Annotated in this window: 16 protein-coding genes; 9 read left to right on the forward strand and 7 right to left on the reverse strand. The window is 62.4% G+C overall.

Annotated elements, in window-relative coordinates; all coding sequences use genetic code 11:
* Positions 1-5: 5 nt before the first annotated feature.
* Positions 6-407 carry a GFA family protein gene (locus BLS27_RS07910; RefSeq protein WP_043207766.1) on the reverse strand — a complete coding sequence of 134 codons (402 nt, stop codon included), beginning with the start codon at positions 405-407 and terminating at the stop codon, positions 6-8.
* Between the two features lie 269 nt (positions 408-676).
* On the opposite strand from BLS27_RS07910, the gene BLS27_RS07915 reads away from it, so the two are divergent.
* The 9 genes from BLS27_RS07915 (at position 677) to BLS27_RS07955 (ending at position 10,938) form a co-directional block, all read left to right on the forward strand.
* On the forward strand, positions 677-1,984 hold the full coding sequence (locus tag BLS27_RS07915; RefSeq protein WP_043207764.1) for a CitMHS family transporter: 1,308 nt from the start codon (positions 677-679) through the stop codon (positions 1,982-1,984).
* Positions 1,985-2,053: 69 nt separating this feature from the next.
* Positions 2,054-2,824: a TerC family protein gene (locus tag BLS27_RS07920; RefSeq protein WP_043207762.1), complete on the forward strand. Its 771-nt coding sequence runs from the start codon at positions 2,054-2,056 to the stop codon at positions 2,822-2,824.
* A gap of 253 nt (positions 2,825-3,077) precedes the next feature.
* Positions 3,078-4,736 carry a Na/Pi cotransporter family protein gene (locus tag BLS27_RS07925; RefSeq protein WP_043207760.1) on the forward strand — a complete coding sequence of 553 codons (1,659 nt, stop codon included), beginning with the start codon at positions 3,078-3,080 and terminating at the stop codon, positions 4,734-4,736.
* 33 nt (positions 4,737-4,769) lie between these two features.
* The gene (locus BLS27_RS07930) at positions 4,770-6,176 is read left to right on the forward strand and encodes a M16 family metallopeptidase (protein ID WP_090344068.1); all 1,407 of its coding nucleotides are present in this window, start codon (positions 4,770-4,772) and stop codon (positions 6,174-6,176) included.
* Positions 6,177-6,280: 104 nt separating this feature from the next.
* Positions 6,281-7,303: a DUF5924 family protein gene (locus tag BLS27_RS07935; protein ID WP_043207757.1), complete on the forward strand. Its 1,023-nt coding sequence runs from the start codon at positions 6,281-6,283 to the stop codon at positions 7,301-7,303.
* 148 nt (positions 7,304-7,451) lie between these two features.
* Positions 7,452-8,585, forward strand: coding sequence for an ABC transporter permease (locus BLS27_RS07940; RefSeq protein WP_043207755.1), 1,134 nt, complete (start codon positions 7,452-7,454; stop codon positions 8,583-8,585).
* On the forward strand, positions 8,582-9,376 hold the full coding sequence (locus BLS27_RS07945) for an ABC transporter ATP-binding protein (RefSeq protein WP_090344070.1): 795 nt from the start codon (positions 8,582-8,584) through the stop codon (positions 9,374-9,376). The genes BLS27_RS07940 and BLS27_RS07945 overlap by 4 nt, the downstream gene beginning before the upstream one ends.
* A 3-nt stretch (positions 9,377-9,379) precedes the next feature.
* Positions 9,380-10,318 carry an MlaD family protein gene (locus tag BLS27_RS07950; RefSeq protein WP_043207751.1) on the forward strand — a complete coding sequence of 313 codons (939 nt, stop codon included), beginning with the start codon at positions 9,380-9,382 and terminating at the stop codon, positions 10,316-10,318.
* A complete protein-coding gene (locus BLS27_RS07955; protein WP_043207750.1) occupies positions 10,315-10,938 on the forward strand; it encodes an ABC-type transport auxiliary lipoprotein family protein in 624 nt (207 codons plus the stop codon). The genes BLS27_RS07950 and BLS27_RS07955 overlap by 4 nt, the downstream gene beginning before the upstream one ends.
* Here the strand turns inward: BLS27_RS07955 and BLS27_RS07960 are convergent.
* The 6 genes from BLS27_RS07960 to BLS27_RS07985 form a co-directional block, all read right to left on the reverse strand.
* Positions 10,920-12,149, reverse strand: a complete 1,230-nt coding sequence (locus tag BLS27_RS07960; RefSeq protein WP_043207747.1) for a nucleoside recognition domain-containing protein — start codon at positions 12,147-12,149, stop codon at positions 10,920-10,922. The two genes, BLS27_RS07955 and BLS27_RS07960, sit on opposite strands and share 19 nt — an antisense overlap.
* 173 nt (positions 12,150-12,322) lie before the next feature.
* Positions 12,323-13,675 (reverse strand): glutamate/aspartate:proton symporter GltP, encoded by a 1,353-nt coding sequence (gltP, locus tag BLS27_RS07965; protein WP_043207745.1) that lies wholly within the window; start codon positions 13,673-13,675, stop codon positions 12,323-12,325.
* A gap of 731 nt (positions 13,676-14,406) precedes the next feature.
* On the reverse strand, positions 14,407-14,877 hold the full coding sequence (locus BLS27_RS07970) for an inhibitor of vertebrate lysozyme family protein (protein ID WP_043207743.1): 471 nt from the start codon (positions 14,875-14,877) through the stop codon (positions 14,407-14,409).
* 2 nt (positions 14,878-14,879) lie between these two features.
* Entirely contained in the window at positions 14,880-15,041 is a 162-nt protein-coding gene (locus BLS27_RS07975) for a DUF1328 domain-containing protein (protein WP_003252966.1), read from the reverse strand.
* A gap of 41 nt (positions 15,042-15,082) precedes the next feature.
* Complete coding sequence (locus tag BLS27_RS07980; RefSeq protein WP_043207741.1) at positions 15,083-15,367, reverse strand: hypothetical protein; 285 nt, start codon at positions 15,365-15,367, stop codon at positions 15,083-15,085.
* A 173-nt stretch (positions 15,368-15,540) separates the two neighbouring features.
* A complete protein-coding gene (locus BLS27_RS07985) occupies positions 15,541-16,362 on the reverse strand; it encodes a BON domain-containing protein (protein ID WP_043207740.1) in 822 nt (273 codons plus the stop codon).
* Between the last annotated feature and the right edge of the window lie 83 nt (positions 16,363-16,445).

Consider the following 16,445-nt stretch of genomic DNA (forward strand, 5'->3'; position numbering starts at 1 on the left):
GGCCTTCAAAGGCTCTCCTGCGCCTCTCCAGGCAAATCCTCATCCAGATGCAACCAAGGCAACCGGCTGCTGGTCCAGATGTGCCGATTGGCACGTACGCGCTCCGGGTGGTCCAGGGTCGCCACCGTCACGTCGATGCTTGCGGGGCTGTGTAGCGTCAGCAACGCCACATGAGCCCCGCAGTTGGTGCAAAAGTAACGGCTGCAACTGGCCGGAGCGACATAACAGCCCGGCGTGCCCGTCAACCATCTGAAATCGTCACGAGGCAAGGTCAGCCAGGTCACCACCAGACCTCCGCTGACCCGCCGGCAGATCGAGCAGTGGCAATGGGCGACATCTGTAAGATCGCCTTGCAACCGATAGCGCAGGGCGCCGCAATGGCAGCCACCTTCCATTACATCGGTCATCGGCACTACCTCCTGTCGCCTGGTTTCAGCCGAAAGCTGGCTGAAAGCTTCCGCCAATAGGATAGCCCCACCACCGGCAGCAGACCGGTCAGCCAGGGCACCCGGAAGTTTCCGCGCCCGGCCCAATCAACAACAACAATGGTGATACCCGATGTTTTCCTGTGCCCGCCTGTTCGCTATACCTCTCCGGCTACTCCCCACGCAGCGCCTGACGCGCTGACCCGCCCGAATCGACTTTCCTTTCGCAGCGCACCGCCTGGAGTACCGCCATGCTGACCTTCCTCGGCTTCGCCATGGTCATTTCGTTCATGTACCTGATCATGACCAAGCGCCTGTCGGCCTTGATCGCCCTGATCCTGGTACCGATCCTGTTCGCCCTGTTCGGCGGCTTCTACAGCCACATCGGCCCCATGATGCTCGAAGGCATCAGCAAGCTCGCGCCCACCGGCGTCATGCTGATGTTCGCCATTCTCTACTTCGCCCTGATGATCGACTCCGGCCTGTTCGACCCGGCCGTGCGCAAGATCCTCAAACTGGTCAAAGGTGACCCGCTCAAAGTGTCGGTCGGCACCGCGGCGCTGGCTCTAGTGGTCTCGCTCGACGGCGACGGCGCCACCACCTACATGATCTGCTGCGCCGCCATGCTGCCGCTCTACAGCCGCCTGGGGATGAGCCCGCGGATCATGGCCGGCCTGATCATCCTCGCTGGCGGCGTGATGAACATGACCCCGTGGGGCGGCCCCACCGCGCGTGCCGCCAGCGCCCTGCATGTCGACCCGTCCGACATTTTCGTGCCGATGATCCCGGCCATGGCGTTCGGCGTGGTGGCGATCCTGGCCATCGCTTACCTCTACGGCAAGCGCGAACGGGCTCGCCTGGGCGAACTGCACCTGCCCACCGACGACATCGACCACAGCGAAATCACCGTTTCGCAGTTTCCGGAAGCCCGTCGACCGAAGCTGATCTGGTTCAACGGCGCCCTGACCGCTGCGCTGATGGTCGCCCTGATCGCCGGCGCCTTGCCGCTGCCGGTGCTGTTCATGATCGCCTTCAGCATCGCGATGATCGTCAACTACCCATGCCTGCAACAGCAAAAAGACCGCATCGCTGCCCACGCCGGCAGCGTGCTGGCCGTGACCGGGCTGATTTTCGCCGCCGGTATCTTCACCGGCATCCTCTCCGGCACCGGCATGGTCGAGGCCATGTCCAAGAGTCTGCTGGCGGTGATTCCCGATGCACTCGGGCCGTACCTGGCGGTGATCACGGCGATCGTCAGCATGCCGTTCACCTTCTTCATGTCCAACGACGCCTTCTATTACGGGGTTCTCCCGGTACTCTCCGAAGCGGCCAGCCACTATGGCATCACTCCGGTGGAAATGGCCCGCGCGTCGATCGTCGGACAGCCGGTACACCTGCTGAGCCCCTTGGTACCCTCTACCTACCTGCTGGTGGCCCTGGCGGGTATCGAATTCGGCGATCACCAGCGCTTCACGCTCAAGTGGGCAGTGCTCGTGTGCCTGTGCATAATGCTCGCCGCGCTGCTCATGGGGATTTTCCCGCTGTTCAGCAGTCTGTAAGAAACGCGCACTATTCAACCGCGACGCACCCGCTTGGGTGCGTCGCCCTTATCGCTCAAAGGAAAACACATGGAATGGCTGACCAGCCCGGAAATCTGGGTTGCCTTTTTTACTCTTACGGCGCTTGAGATCGTTCTCGGTATCGACAACATCATCATGATCTCGATCCTGGTCAGCCGCATGCCCAAGCACATGCAGCCGCGCACGCGGATCTTCGGCCTGGCCCTGGCCATGGTCACCCGCATCATGCTGCTGCTGTCGATCACCTGGGTGATGCGCCTGACCGACGACCTGTTCGTCATCTTCGAGCAGGGCATCTCGGGGCGTGACCTGATCCTGTTCTTCGGTGGCCTGTTCCTGCTCTGGAAGAGCTCCCAGGAGATCTACCACGGCCTCGAAGGCGAGGACGAAAACGCAGAAGAGCCCAAGGGCGCAGGCGGCAAGTTCTTCTACACCATTATCCAGATCGCCATCATCGATATCGTGTTCTCGCTGGACTCGGTGATCACTGCCGTGGGCATGGTCTCCCACGTACCGGTGATGATCGCCGCGATCATCGTTGCCGTGCTGGTGATGATGCTCTGTGCAGGCACCATCAGCGAGTTCATCGACAAACACCCGTCGCTGAAGATGCTGGCCCTGTCGTTCCTGATCGTGGTCGGTACCGTGCTGATTGCCGAATCCTTCGACGTGCATGTGCCAAAGGGCTACGTCTACTTCGCCATGGCGTTCTCCCTGGCGGTCGAGGCGATCAACATCCGCATGCGCACCGCCTTGGCACGAAAGCAGGGCAAGGAGCATGAGCCGGTGAAACTGCGCAAGGACATTCCGGGTCAATAAGATCAGGAAGCGCAAGAAAGAAAGGGCCCTTCGGGGTCCTTTCTCGTTTCTGGCGCGAAGTTTCCTTGGGTTGATGACAGCCCTTTCATGACTCAAATGTTTCAAATGCCTGGCGAGCATGCGAAGCTGGCGGCAGGTCCGCAAAACAACTAAAGCTTCAGTGAGCCCCAAAAACAGCCCACCCCCGGGCCCGGCTCACAGCTTCACCTATTGGCCCCAGCCTGGGGCACAAGGCAACAAGGGGGCCCAGAACATGCTGACCCTGCTCAACCTGCTGTCCGCCGTGGCCTTGCTGGTGTGGGGCACGCATATCGTACGTACCGGCATCCTGCGCGTGTACGGCTCAAACCTGCGTCGTGTGCTCAGCCAGAACATGAGCAAGCGCCCATTGGCCTTCATCGCCGGCATCGTGGTCACCGCCATGGTGCAGAGCAGCAATGCCACCGCGATGCTGGTGACCTCGTTCGTGGGGCAGGGCTTGATGGCCATGACGCCGGCACTGGCGATCATGCTGGGCGCCGACGTGGGCACCGCGCTGATGGCGCGGGTGCTGACCTTCGACCTGTCGTGGCTGTCGCCGCTGCTGATCTTCCTCGGGGTGATCTTCTTCCTCTCGCGCAAACAGACCCGCGCCGGCCAGCTCGGGCGCGTGGGTATCGGCCTGGGACTGATCATCCTGGCCCTGCAATTGATCGTGCAGGCCGCCGCGCCAATCACCCATGCCCAGGGTGTGCGAGTGCTGTTCGCCTCGCTGACCGGCGACATCATGCTCGATGCCCTGGTGGGCGCGCTGTTCGCCCTGGTGTCCTATTCCAGCCTGGCCGCCGTACTGCTCACCGCCACCCTCGCGGGCGCCGAAGTCATCAGCCTGCCGGTGGCGATCGGCCTGGTGGTGGGCGCCAACATCGGCAGCGGCCTGTTGGCCTTCTTGACCACCAGCATGCAGAACTCCGCCGGCCGCCGGGTCGCCCTGGGCAGCCTGCTGTACAAGCTGATCGGCCTGGTGCTGATCATTCCCGTGCTGCATCCGCTGGTGGACTGGATGGACTCGCTGAGCTTCAGCCCCCAGGAACTGGTGATCGGCTTCCACCTGCTCTACAACACGTTGCGCTGCCTGGTCATGCTGCCCACAGTCAAACCCATGGGCCGGTTATGCAGTTGGCTGCTGCCAGAACGCGAGAACGGCAATGGACCGATCAAGGCACGCCACCTGGACGCCACCGCCTTGGGCACACCGAGCCTGGCCCTGGCCAACGCTGCTCGCGAGACGCTGCGCCTGGGAGATATCGTCGATAACCTGCTCGAAGCCATGCTCGGCGCGCTGCGCGGCACCCAGACCGCACTGCCTCAGCAAGTGCGTGCCCTGGGCGAGGATGCCGAAGCCTTGTACAGCGCCATTAAGCTGTACTTGGCACAAATGTCCCGGGAAGACCTGAGCGAACAAGACAACCGCCGCTGGGCAGAGATCATCGAACTGGCCATCAACCTAAAGCTCGCCAGCGACCTGATCGAGCGCATGTTGCGCAAGGTCCAACAGCAAAAGACCTCGCAGCGCCGAGAGTTTTCCCAAGTCGGGCTGGAAGAACTCACTGGCCTTCAGGAGCAATTGTTGGCCAACCTGCGTCTGGGCTTGTCGGTGTTCCTCAGCGCAGACCCTGAGAGTGCGCGTTTGCTGCTGCGCGAGAAGCGCCGTTTCCGCGCACAAGAGCGGCGCCTGGCCCACGCCCATGTCAGCCGTCTGCAACGTAAAGTGGTGCAAAGTATCGAGACCAGTTCGCTACACTTGGAGCTGATCGCCGACATGAAGCGATTGAACTCTTTGTTCTGCAGCAGTGCCTATGTCGTACTGGGCGGCGCGGATACGGGCGGACTTCTGCTCGACAGCGTGCCGGACGAGGCCCGCCTGTCCTGAAATTCGCACACACCTGGAGACCCGAGCTCGCCGATGCGTTGCCTGATGTTCGTTTGCCTGCTGATCTGCAGCCTGCCCTCGTTTGCCCTCGATCGTTCGCGGGTGGAGGGTTATCTGTTGCCCAATGGCCTGCAGGTGATCCTCAAGTCCGGCTATGAGCGCGATCACGTGGCCATTCGCCTGGTGGTCGGCGTCGGCCTGGATGACTTCGACTGCGACCAGAAGGAACTGCCGCATCTGCTTGAACACCTGCTGTTCAGCGGCATCGACGACACCGGCGAAGGGGGCCTGGAAGAGCGCCTGCAATCGCTGGGCGGCGAGTGGAATGCCTACACCAGCAGTGCCGACACCACCTTCGTGATCGAAGCGCCCGCGCGCAACCAACGCAAGGTCCTGGACCTGCTGCTGTCAGTGATCCGCGATACCCGCATCGACGCCACGTCCTTGGAGACGGCGAAAAAGATCATCGAACGCGAGGACGGCGGCCATTACGGCCACCTGCAACGCTGGCTCGACCGCCAGGACATCGGCCACCCAGGCAGCGACCAATTGGCCGTGGAGCTGGGCCTGAAGTGCGCCGAGCGCTCCAACCTCGAGGACATGACCCTCGAGCAGGTGAAAACCTTGCGCGAACGCTGGTATGCCGCAAACAACATGACCCTGATCGTGGTTGGCGGCCTGGACCGCCTGCTGCCGGCCTACCTGGAACGCACCTACGGCGAACTGCCGGCCACCGAGCCGGGCGAACGTCGAAACCTCGACACCATCACTCAACAGGCCGAACAACGCCGCGACCTGACCCGCGGCTGGCTGGGGGACAGCGTCAAACTGCACTGGCTGTTCATCGAACCTGCGGCCGACAACGACCAGAACGCCACCCTCGATCTGCTCTCGCGCTATCTGGACTGGGCCCTGTACGACCAGTTGCGCCTGCGCCATGGCTTGTCCTACGGACCATCGGTGCGGCGCGAAAGCTTCGGCGATACCGGCATGCTGGCCTTGAACGCAGACCTCGAGCGACAGGATGTCGACCAGGCGATCAAGGTAATGGAGCAGTTGTTCGATCATCTGCGCAAGAACGGCCTGGACCCGGACACCTTCGCTCGCATCAAGGACGCAGCCATCGCCCGGGAAAGCTGGAGCACCCAGGGCAACAGCGCCTTGGCGGACTATTACTGGGGTGCGCTCAACGACTACAACGACGGGCGCTTCCGTGACCCGGGGCGCAAGCTGCGCCAGGTGAGCCTCAAGCAGGCCGATGCCGCCTTGCGCGCCTTACTCAAGGAGCCCGGCTACTTGCGCATCGAAAAGCCGCTGCTGGGCTTCGACGAACTCTATGGGCTACTCGCTTTGCTGCTGGGAGTAATCCTGGCCGTTGGTCTGCTGCGTCTGCGACGCCATCGGGCAGCTGAGCCCGACGACGCTACACGCAAGCCCTGATTTGGCAGTATCCTGCGGCATCATCTTGCCAGTTCCATCCTGTCGCGAGCTTTTACCGCGATAGGGCCTGCCTGGCCTCACTCACGTTCTTGTCTGTTGCGTCCATGCCCCCGATACCCCATTTCGTCATCCGCGTGATCGAGCTGCTCAAGCGCTACCCCGGCGTCATCGCGCTGGGCGGTTTCTTGTCCGGCATCGGCAGTTTCATCCTTGTCGATCGCCAGGCCAGCCTGGCCAGCTGGGTTGCCGTGCTCATGCTGGTCAGCTGGGTCTGGCTGATGCTGGAGAATACCCTGACGGGCTTGTTCGCTAAGGTGTTCAAGCGCGAGATCCCACAGCCATTGCTGCGTTACGCGACACAGATGATCCACCAGGAGAGCCTGTTCTTCGTCCTACCGTTCTTCTTCATCACCACCACCTGGAACAGCGGCCAGCTGGTGTTCACGGGCTTGCTCGGCGCGGCCGGCCTCATCTCGATCATCGACCCGCTGTACTACAAGTGGCTGGCGCCCCGACGCTGGCTGTTCCTGGCGTTGCACACCCTGACGCTGTTCGCCGCCTTGCTGACCGCGTTGCCGATCATCCTGCACCTGACGACCGCGCAAAGCTTCAAGCTGGCATTGATTGCCGCAATGGCGCTGTCGTTCCCGAGCCTGGCCAGCAGTTTCCCGATCAACAACTGGCGCCGTGCGGTGGCGTTGGTGCTGGTGACGCTGACGGTCGGCGGCGGCGGTTGGCTGTTGCGCTCCTGGGTACCTCCGGCGACCCTGTGGATGACTGAAGTGGCCGTCAGTACTGAAGTGCAGAACCGCCAGCCCGGCGACTCTCTCGAGGAAGTCCCCGTCAGTCGCATCCGTAGCGGTGGCCTGTACGCCTACACCGCCATCAACGCCCCGCGCGGCCTGAACGAGCGCATCTATCATGTGTGGCAGTTGAACGGCAAAGAAGTCGACCGCATCGCCCTGGACATCCACGGCGGGCGTAAGGAAGGCTATCGAGCCTGGACCCACAAGCAGAACTTCCCACCCAACCCGGTGGGCAAGTGGCAGGTGAGGGTACTGACCGAGGATGGCCAGGTGATTGGCGTGCTGCGCTTCAAGGTGCTCGACGACGCACCAGCCCAGTGATGCTTGGGCGCGACTGTCTCGTGTTGCCTTCACCGATATGTTCGCGGGTGAACCCGCGCCCCAGTGCCGGTGGCAAGCGACAGCCCAGCAGCCCCAGCCGCTCTGGTGCGCTATGATCTGAGTCGACGCCTCGCGCCCTGTCAGATGCATGGAGCCTATGACCACCCCCAGCGCTACCCTGGACACCAGCAGCCAACCGGCCTGCCTGCGCATCGCCGGTGATTGGACCTTGGCCCACTACGCCAGCCTCAAGCGCGAGAGCGAACGGTTGCGCTCACAGTATGGCGACGACACGATCGCCGACCTGAGCCAGCTGGGTCGACTCGACACCGCCGGCGCCTCGCTGCTGGCCGAGTTGCTCGGCTCCGAGCGCCTGTCGCATTGCACCCATGACCTCCCCGAAGCCAGCCGCGCCTTGCTAAAGAACGTCTACTGCTCGGTGCAGGACTACTGCATCCCGGTCAAGGAAGCCGAGCGCCCCGTCTTGCTGCTGTTGCTCGAGCGCATCGGCTGCGCCGTCGCCACCCTCTGGGAGGACACCCGGCAATTGCTCGGCTTTATCGGCCTGATCCTCGAGACGCTCGCTCGCAGGGCCTGGCAGCCTCACCGCTGGCGGGTCACGCCGGTGGTCGCGCACATCGAGCAGACCGGCCTGGACGCCGCACCGATCGTGGCACTGCTGACCTTCCTGGTGGGCGCGGTGGTGGCGTTTCTCGGCGCCACGGTACTGGCGGATTTCGGCGCTACGGTGTTCACCGTGGACCTGGTAGCGTTTTCCTTCCTGCGGGAGTTCGCCGTGCTGCTGACCGCCATTCTCATGGCCGGACGCACTGCCAGCGCCTTTACCGCACAGATCGGCTCGATGAAAGCCAATGAAGAAATCGATGCCATCCGCACCCTGGGGCTCAATCCCATCGAACTGCTGGTGGTGCCGCGGGTGCTCGCCTTGCTGATCTCCCTGCCGCTGTTGACCTTCGTCGCGATGATCTGCGGCATCGTCGGCGGCGCCGTGGTCTGTGCCCTGTCCTTGGATATCTCGCCAGCGATGTTCCTTTCGCTGCTGCAGAGCGACATCGGCGTGCAGCATTTCATCGTCGGCCTGGTCAAAGCACCGTTCTTCGCCTTCCTGATCGCCGCCATTGGCTGCCTGGAAGGCTTCAAGGTCAGCGGCAGCGCCGAATCGGTGGGGGCGCACACCACCTCCAGCGTGGTCCAGTCGATTTTCGTGGTGATCGTGCTCGATGCGGTGGCCGCACTGTTCTTCATGGAGATGGGCTGGTGAGTGGCGTACCAGACGCAGTGATCGAAGCCCGGGGGCTATGCAACCGATTCGGCACCCAGAGCGTGCACGAGAATCTCGACCTGGACCTGTACCGCGGCGAAATCCTCGCCGTGGTCGGTGGCTCGGGCAGCGGCAAGTCGGTGTTGCTGCGCAGCATCATCGGGCTGCGCCGGCCCAACGAAGGGCAGGTCAACGTATTCGGCCATGACCTGGCCACCCTGAACAGCGAGCAGCGCTCCCTGGTGGAACGACGCTTCGGCGTGCTGTTCCAGAAGGGCGCGCTGTTTTCCTCGCTCACGGTCACCGAGAACGTGGCCTTGCCCTTGATCGAGCACGCCGGCCTCTCGCGCGCCGACGCAGAGCACCTGGCGGGGGTCAAGCTGGCCCTGGCCGGCCTGCCGATCTCCGCCGCCGACAAGTATCCGTCCTCGCTGTCCGGCGGCATGATCAAGCGCGCCGCCCTGGCCCGTGCCCTGGCGCTCGATCCGGACATCCTGTTCCTCGACGAGCCCACCGCCGGCCTCGACCCGATCGGTGCCGCCGCATTCGATCAATTGATCCTGACCTTGCGCGATGCCCTGGGCCTTTCGGTGTTCCTGATCACTCACGATCTGGACACGCTCTATACCATCACCGACCGGGTCGCGGTGCTGTCACAGAAAAAGGTCCTGGTGGCCGGCCCCCTGGCCCAGGTCGAGCAGACCGACGATCCCTGGATCCACGAATACTTTCACGGCCCGCGCGGGCGGGCGGCAGAACAGGCCGCCGCTGGCGCCGGGCAGGAGCGCTGAACAATGGAAACCCGAGCTCATCATGTTTTGATCGGCCTAGTCACCGTCCTGGTGGTGGCCGGCGCCATGCTGTTCGGCCTATGGCTGACCAAGTCGAGCGTCGATGACACCTTCAAAGACTACGAAGTGGTGTTCAACGAAGCGGTGTCCGGCCTGTCCCGGGGCAGCCCGGTGCAGTACAACGGCATCAAGGTCGGCGACGTCAGCACCCTGCGCCTGGACCCCAAAGATCCGCGCCGGGTTCTGGCCCGCATCCGCCTGAGCGCCGACACGCCGGTCAAGGAAGACACCCAGGCCAAGCTGACGCTGGCTGGCGTCACCGGCAACTCGTTCATCCAGCTCAGCGGTGGTACGCCGAAAAGCCCTGAGCTCAAGGGCAAGGACGGCAAACTGCCGGTGATCGTCGCCTCACCATCGCCCATCTCGCGCCTGCTCAACGACAGCAGTGACCTGGTGACCAACATCAACCTGCTGCTGCACAACGCCAACCAGATGTTCTCCGAAGACAATATCGAGCGCCTGAGCAACACCCTGGCGAACCTGGAGCAGACCACCGGCACCTTCGCCAGCCACAAGGGCGGTATCAGCCAAGCCATCGATCAATTGGCCCAGCTCGGCAAACAGGCCAATGCCACCTTGGCCGAGACCCAGGCCTTGATGCGCAACGCCAACAGCCTGGTCGGCAGCGAAGGCAAGCAGGCCATCGACAGCGCTGAACAGGCCATGCAGTCGCTGGCCGAGAGTACCCAGACCATCAACCAGATGCTCAATGACAACCGCGAGGCCATCGACGGTGGCGCCCAGGGCCTGAATCAACTGGCGCCGGCCATCCGAGAACTGCGCGAAACCCTCAACGCGCTCAAGGGCATATCCCGGCGTCTGGAGGCCGACCCGAGCGGCTATCTGCTGGGCCGAGACAACAACAAGGAGTTCCAGCCATGAGACCGACGCTGCGCCTTCTGGCTTGGGCCGCCACCTTGAGCCTGGCCACCGCCTGTTCGATCCTGCCCAAGACCGAGCCGGTGGACACCTATCGCCTGCCCGTGAACCAACCCAGCCGAACCGCCAGCGCGCTGGACTGGTCGTTGCGTCTGAACAAGCCCCTGGCCAGTGAGGTCTTGGCCACACCCCGTATCGCAGTGATCCCCCAGGGCGATGTGATCAGCAGCTACAAGGGCGCACGTTGGAGCGATCCAGCGCCCTTGCTGATACGCAACCGCTTGCTCGACGGTTTCCAGCGCGACGGACGGGTGCAGCGCCTGAGCGCCGATGACAGCAACCTGCAGGCCGATTACGAGCTGGCCGGCGAGTTGCAGGCATTCCAGAGCGAGTACCGTGCACAGGACACGGTGGAGGTGGTGGTGCGCTATGACGCGCGCCTGGTGGACGGACGCAGCCAGCGCATCCTTGCCAGCCATCGCTTCGAAGTGCGCCAGCCGCTGGCCGACAAACAGGTGTCAGCGGTAGTGGCGGGGTTCGGCAATGCCAGCGACCAGCTGGTAGGGCAAGTGGTGAACTGGACCGTCACCCAGGCCGGCCAGGCTCAGGCGAAGAACCAGTAGCAAACCAAAATCGCCGCGATCACCCCGGACAGCTCGGCGAGCAGGGCGCACCCCACGGCGTGCCGCACCCGCTGGATGCCCACCGCGCCGAAGTACACCGCCAGCACATAGAAGGTCGTCTCGGTGCTGCCCTGCACCGTCGCCGCCACTAGGGCAGGGAAGCTGTCGACGCCGTGGGTCTGCATGGTCTCGATCAGCATGGCGCGTGCCGCGCTGCCAGAGAACGGCTTGACCAGCGCCGTGGGCAGACCCTCGACGAAACGGGTGTCCAGGCCGATCCACTCTACTGTGTGGCGAATGCCATCCAGCGCCAGCTCGAGGGCGCCGGACGCACGCAGCACACCGACCGCGCACAGCATGGCGACCAGGTAGGGCAGCAAGCCCTTGGCCACATCGAAACCTTCCTTGGCGCCCTCGACGAAGGCCTCGTAGACCTTGACCCGCCTCAGCGCACCAATGACCAGGAACAGAATGATCACGCCGAACAATGTCAGGTTGCCCAGGATCGACGACAGACTGGCCAGCGCCGTTGCCGAGAGGGTGCCGAGAAAAGCCATGAACGCCCCCAGCAACAAGGCGCCGGGCACCAGATAGGCGAGCACCACCGGGTCCCACAGGCGCAGGCGCTGCATGACTGCCACCGAGAGCAGGCCGACCAGGGTCGAAGCACTGGTGGCCAGCAGGATCGGCAGGAACACCAAGGTCGGGTCCATGGCCCCTTGCTGGGCGCGGTACATGAAGATCGTCACCGGCAACAAGGTCAGGGACGAGGCATTGAGCACCAGGAACAGGATCTGCGCATTGCTCGCGGTGGTGCTGCTGGGGTTGAGCTCCTGCAGGGCGCGCATGGCCTTCAGGCCGATGGGTGTTGCCGCGTTGTCCAGGCCCAGGCCGTTGGCGGCGAAGTTCATGGTGATCAGGCCTAGGGCAGGGTGCCCAGGCGGCACTTCCGGCATCAGGCGAGCGAACAAGGGCCCCAGGACCTTGGCCAGCCACTCCACGATACCGGCCTGTTCGGCGATTTTCAGGAAGCCCAGCCAGAGGGTGAGGGTACCGAACAGCAGAACCATGACCTCCACCGACAGCTTGGCCATGGCGAAGATGCTCTCGACCATCGCCGCGAAGATGCCGGCGTTGCCGCCCACCAGCCATTGGGCCAGGGCGCTGACCGCCGCCACCAGGAAAAAGCCGAGCCAAAGGCCGTTGAGCATCCGTGTGTTCCCCCTGAAAAATGCCCGAATGATAGCGTATCGCGCCAGTGGGCTGGAGCCAGGGCCAGGGCTTTGCCCTGGTCCACGGGTCAATCCGCTCCGGCAAAGCCCTGACAGATTGCCAGGCAACAAAAAGCCCCGATCGAGTCGGGGCTTTTTTTCAGCATGTGTGCTTAGTGGTTCTGCTGCACGGCCTTGGCAGGCTCGCTTGCAGTCGCAACCACGGCGTCATGCTTGTGGCCGGCCAGCAGCGAGCTGTAGTAGCGCTCGCCCTTGGCGGCGTCGTACATGCCTTCCCAACGGGCGATGACCAGGGCGGCCAAGGCATTGCCGATCACGTTCAGGGCGGTGCGGGCCATGTCCATGATGCGGTCGACACCGGCGATGAATGCCAGACCTTCCAGCGGAATGCCCACACTGCCCAAGGTCGCCAGCAAGACCACGAAGGAAACACCCGGCACACCGGCGATGCCCTTGGAGGTGACCATCAGGGTCAGCACCAGCAGCAGTTGCTGACTCCAGGACAGGTCGATGCCGTACAGCTGGGCAATGAAGATCGCCGCAATGCTCTGGTACAGGGTCGAGCCGTCGAGGTTGAAGGAGTAACCGGTCGGCACCACGAAACTGCAGATCGATTTCGGCGCGCCATAGGCTTCCATCTTCTCGATCACGCGCGGCAGGACGGTCTCGGAGCTGGAAGTGGAGTAAGCCAGGATCAGCTCGTCTTTCATGATGCGCATGATCTTGATGACCGAGAAGCCGAACAGGCGGGCAACCAGGCCCAGCACCATGAAGGCGAAGAAGGCGATGGCGAAGTACACCAGCAGGACCAGCTTTGCCAAAGGCAGCAACGAGGCGAAGCCAAAGTTGGCGACAGTGACCGCGATCAGGGCGAACACACCGATCGGCGCGTAGTTCATGATCATGTGGGTGACCTTGAACATGGTCTCCGACACAGCCTGGAAGGTGCGCACCAGCGGGTCGCGCAGATCGCCCGGCAGGCTCGACAGGCCCAGGCCGAACATCACCGAGAAGAAGATGATCGGCAGCATCTCGCCGCGGGCGACAGCCGCGAAGATGTTCGACGGGATCAGGTTGAGCAGGGTTTCGATGAAGGCATGCTCATGCTGCACCTCGGCCGCAGTGGCCTGGTACTTGGAGATGTCGACGGTGCCCAGGGTGCTCATGTCGATACCGGCACCTGGGTGGAACAGGTTGGCCAGCACCAGGCCCACGACGATGGCGATGGTGGTCACTACCTCGAAGTAGATGATGGTCTTCAGGCCAATGCTGCCCAGTTTCTTCGCGTCGCCAACTCCGGCGATGCCCACGATCAGCGACGAAATCACGATCGGGACGACGATCATCTTGATCAGGCGAATGAAGATGTCACCGGCAGGCTGCAGGACGTTACTGATCCACCATGCCTTTTCTGCACTGAAATGGTTCAGCAGCGCGCCGATCGCAACGCCCAGGACAAGTCCGATGAGGATCTGCCAGGCGAGGCTCAGTTTTGCCTTCTTCATGTCTTTACCCTTTCTTCTAGTGGTCATGGGTGCCAGGCGGAAAAACGCATCCCAGAGCCTTTGCCAGCGTATTGGGTAGCGTTGGACTTCCGTGCGGCGACGCCATCGAAGGTCACCGCAAGCGAGCGTCGGACGCTCCGGCCTGCGAAAAAAGGCGGCAACTATTGCGACGGGACGGGGGTCAGTCTAATGCCGTAAATGACTACCCTATGCCGAATCGGCATGAGGCTTGAGAGGAATTTCGCGCATCAGAAGGGGTTGGTTTTCCGGTGTTCGGATTCCCGAACAAGACCAAAGCGCCATTTTTCGGCCGATTTATCGGCATCCATACGAGGGTTTTCTACCTTTGTTCGACAATCCGAATGGTGTCAAAGGTACTAAAGGTACGCGATGCGCCCATCGAAAAAATTTCGATATACGGTCGAGACAAAATGTGTCTTGAGGGAAAAATACTGAAAGCAACCAGACGTCTTTCTTATATAGGCGTCTCGGAAGTCTGACCTGGCTTTGCGCCTAATCTGACACCGCCGGTCAAAACTTCCGATACCGCCCTACCTGACCCGGCCCATTGCGGAGGTACTCCCTGTACCCCTAGGCCACTCCGATCCTGCAACAATCAGAACAGCCCAGCCCCTTGGTCATGCGTCACCCCTCCTCGGAGTGGCGCACCATAGAAGCCTGAAAGATAAAAAGGTTCAGCTTCTAGGACGTTACACATGCGTGACCCTTGGTCAGTACCACTTCGGATCCCGCTTGAGCTGCTCCTGCAGCATGGCTTTCATCCCATCGTCCGGATCACCCAGCCAGCGATACTGCGCATGTCGGGTGGGTGACTTGTCCGCGGGCAGGCCTTCGGGGACTTCGACGAGCATCCCGTAGGCATGATCCTTGTCCCAACTGAACGCCACCACGAGGCGCTTGTACGTGCAGTTGGACGGGGATTCGCATAAAGGGCCCACCAAGTACCGGTCACCATCCTCGGTAACCGCCGACATCTGGTGTTGCGAGCTGCCGGATAAATTGATGACCCAATCGGGCAGGCGCTCCTCGCCCTTGATCGTGTCCTGCCACGTTTCGCGGTAATCGGGGTCCGAACCGAGCAGCTGATCGACCCGAACCTGGCCGTCATTGGCCGCCATCGCCGCTGCGCTACCGCCCAGTAACAGGGCAGTAGCCAGGGCTTTGCATAGCATCCGGCTCATGCTCAACCTCTGCCGCGTCCGAAGAAGAAAGAAGCCACGAACAGCACCAGGAAGACGATGAACAGAATCTTCGCAATACCCGTGGCGGCGCCGGCGATACCACCGAAGCCCAGCACGGCAGCAACGATGGCGATGATCAGGAAAGTGATAGCCCAACTCAGCATGATGGTTCTCCTTTCTTTTTGAAATCGATCCGGTACGGCATTCAGAACACCCAGCGTTCTTCATGGACGACAGTGTCCAGATGGGCTGGCGAAGCCTTGGCAGCCGGCAACGGCGCGGTGGCTTTGACCAAGGTGTTGGCACGGCTCGCCTGGATCTGCGTCAACAGCGCGGTTTGCGCCGCCACCTGCTCGGCCAACCGCGCCGTCTGCCAGCTGTAGTAAAACTGGCCAGCGGCCAATGTCAGCAGTAGCGCAAGGCCCAGAAACAGGCACTGACGCCAGGGCGAATCGGCGATCTGCGGGCGGTTGACGAATGGGCGATTCATGCCGGCTCCTCCTGCTGTGTTTTTATTCGAACCTAGACAGGAAGTTGCAGCCTGCATGCCAGTCTTCGCCTTCTCTTAAAATTCTTTTAAATCAATCGCTTATATAACTCACCAAAGACCATCAAGCACGTATCCTGCACGATGGCCTATCTGGGGTCGTGCGTTTTGCACGATCAACCCTCAACCTTGCTCGCGACTTTCAACAGGTCGGCATCCACGCCTCGCACGCCGATGATCTGCCGTGCCACCTCCACGGCAATGGTCTTCTGCTCGCTGCTGACGACCTCACCGGAAAGCCGGACCATGCCTTGTTCGCTCGCCACCTTTAGGTTCAGGCCGTCGAGATTGCGGCTGTAGCGGTAACTGCTCTGGATCTTGTCGACGATCCAGTTATCGCTGGGCTGCGGGCCGACCGGTGCATCCACGGGCTTCTCCCGCGCCTTGGCCATGGCGGCGCTGTCCAGGCTGACCAGGTTGTTGACCAGGTGCACCCCATCGGTGGTCCGCGCCAACACGCCTGCCAGCTCCTTGGCCTCGGCGCTGTCGACCTTGCCACGCAGGGTGACCACGCCCTCGCGGCTTTCCACTTCGATAGCTGCCTTTTCGGTAATACGGCTCCAAAGCAGCCGGGCTCGGATCACCGCTGCCAAGGTGGCGTCCTCCAGACGCTGGGCATAGGCACGCAGTTCAAGCGGCCGCTCGACCAGCGCCGGGTTTATCTGCAGTTGGTTGTCGACTTGCTCGATGCCGTGGGTGGCAAGCGCGACATGCTCGGCCAGCTGACGCTCGACATCGTTTTCCACCTCGCCGGTCAACCTGGCGTTCGCGCCATTGACTGTCACTTCGATGCGAAAGGGGTTGAGCACCCGGTTCAGCGACAGAGCTGTCTGCAGGGCGCCTTGCAGGCGCGCGTCCTGGACGGGATCGGCGAAAACCGGCGGCACGGCGGTCAGCATGCACGTCGTCAGCACCAGGATTCTCAGGGAAAAAGACATGTCAGCTCCTCCATCGGTGACATATAAAGAGAGAACCGTCGCAACCCCCATGCCAGTCCGCTGTCTTCTTTCTGAGCGCCTGC

Origin of the sequence: Pseudomonas guariconensis (assembly GCF_900102675.1) — a bacterium.
Lineage (GTDB): Bacteria > Pseudomonadota > Gammaproteobacteria > Pseudomonadales > Pseudomonadaceae > Aquipseudomonas > Aquipseudomonas guariconensis.

Bases quoted from the DNA above. Each gene is read 5' to 3' on its own strand.
- BLS27_RS07985 (WP_043207740.1), bottom strand. From the start codon at position 16,362: ATGTCTTTTTCCCTGAGAATCCTGGTGCTGACGACGTGCATGCTGACC.
- BLS27_RS07950 (WP_043207751.1), top strand. From the start codon at position 9,380: ATGGAAACCCGAGCTCATCATGTTTTGATCGGCCTAGTCACCGTCCTG.
- BLS27_RS07955 (WP_043207750.1), top strand. From the start codon at position 10,315: ATGAGACCGACGCTGCGCCTTCTGGCTTGGGCCGCCACCTTGAGCCTG.
- BLS27_RS07915 (WP_043207764.1), top strand. From the start codon at position 677: ATGCTGACCTTCCTCGGCTTCGCCATGGTCATTTCGTTCATGTACCTG.
- BLS27_RS07970 (WP_043207743.1), bottom strand. From the start codon at position 14,877: ATGAGCCGGATGCTATGCAAAGCCCTGGCTACTGCCCTGTTACTGGGC.
- gltP (WP_043207745.1), bottom strand. From the start codon at position 13,675: ATGAAGAAGGCAAAACTGAGCCTCGCCTGGCAGATCCTCATCGGACTT.
- BLS27_RS07975 (WP_003252966.1), bottom strand. From the start codon at position 15,041: ATGCTGAGTTGGGCTATCACTTTCCTGATCATCGCCATCGTTGCTGCC.
- BLS27_RS07925 (WP_043207760.1), top strand. From the start codon at position 3,078: ATGCTGACCCTGCTCAACCTGCTGTCCGCCGTGGCCTTGCTGGTGTGG.
- BLS27_RS07920 (WP_043207762.1), top strand. From the start codon at position 2,054: ATGGAATGGCTGACCAGCCCGGAAATCTGGGTTGCCTTTTTTACTCTT.
- BLS27_RS07960 (WP_043207747.1), bottom strand. From the start codon at position 12,149: ATGCTCAACGGCCTTTGGCTCGGCTTTTTCCTGGTGGCGGCGGTCAGC.
- BLS27_RS07930 (WP_090344068.1), top strand. From the start codon at position 4,770: ATGCGTTGCCTGATGTTCGTTTGCCTGCTGATCTGCAGCCTGCCCTCG.
- BLS27_RS07980 (WP_043207741.1), bottom strand. From the start codon at position 15,367: ATGAATCGCCCATTCGTCAACCGCCCGCAGATCGCCGATTCGCCCTGG.
- BLS27_RS07935 (WP_043207757.1), top strand. From the start codon at position 6,281: ATGCCCCCGATACCCCATTTCGTCATCCGCGTGATCGAGCTGCTCAAG.
- BLS27_RS07910 (WP_043207766.1), bottom strand. From the start codon at position 407: ATGACCGATGTAATGGAAGGTGGCTGCCATTGCGGCGCCCTGCGCTAT.
- BLS27_RS07940 (WP_043207755.1), top strand. From the start codon at position 7,452: ATGGAGCCTATGACCACCCCCAGCGCTACCCTGGACACCAGCAGCCAA.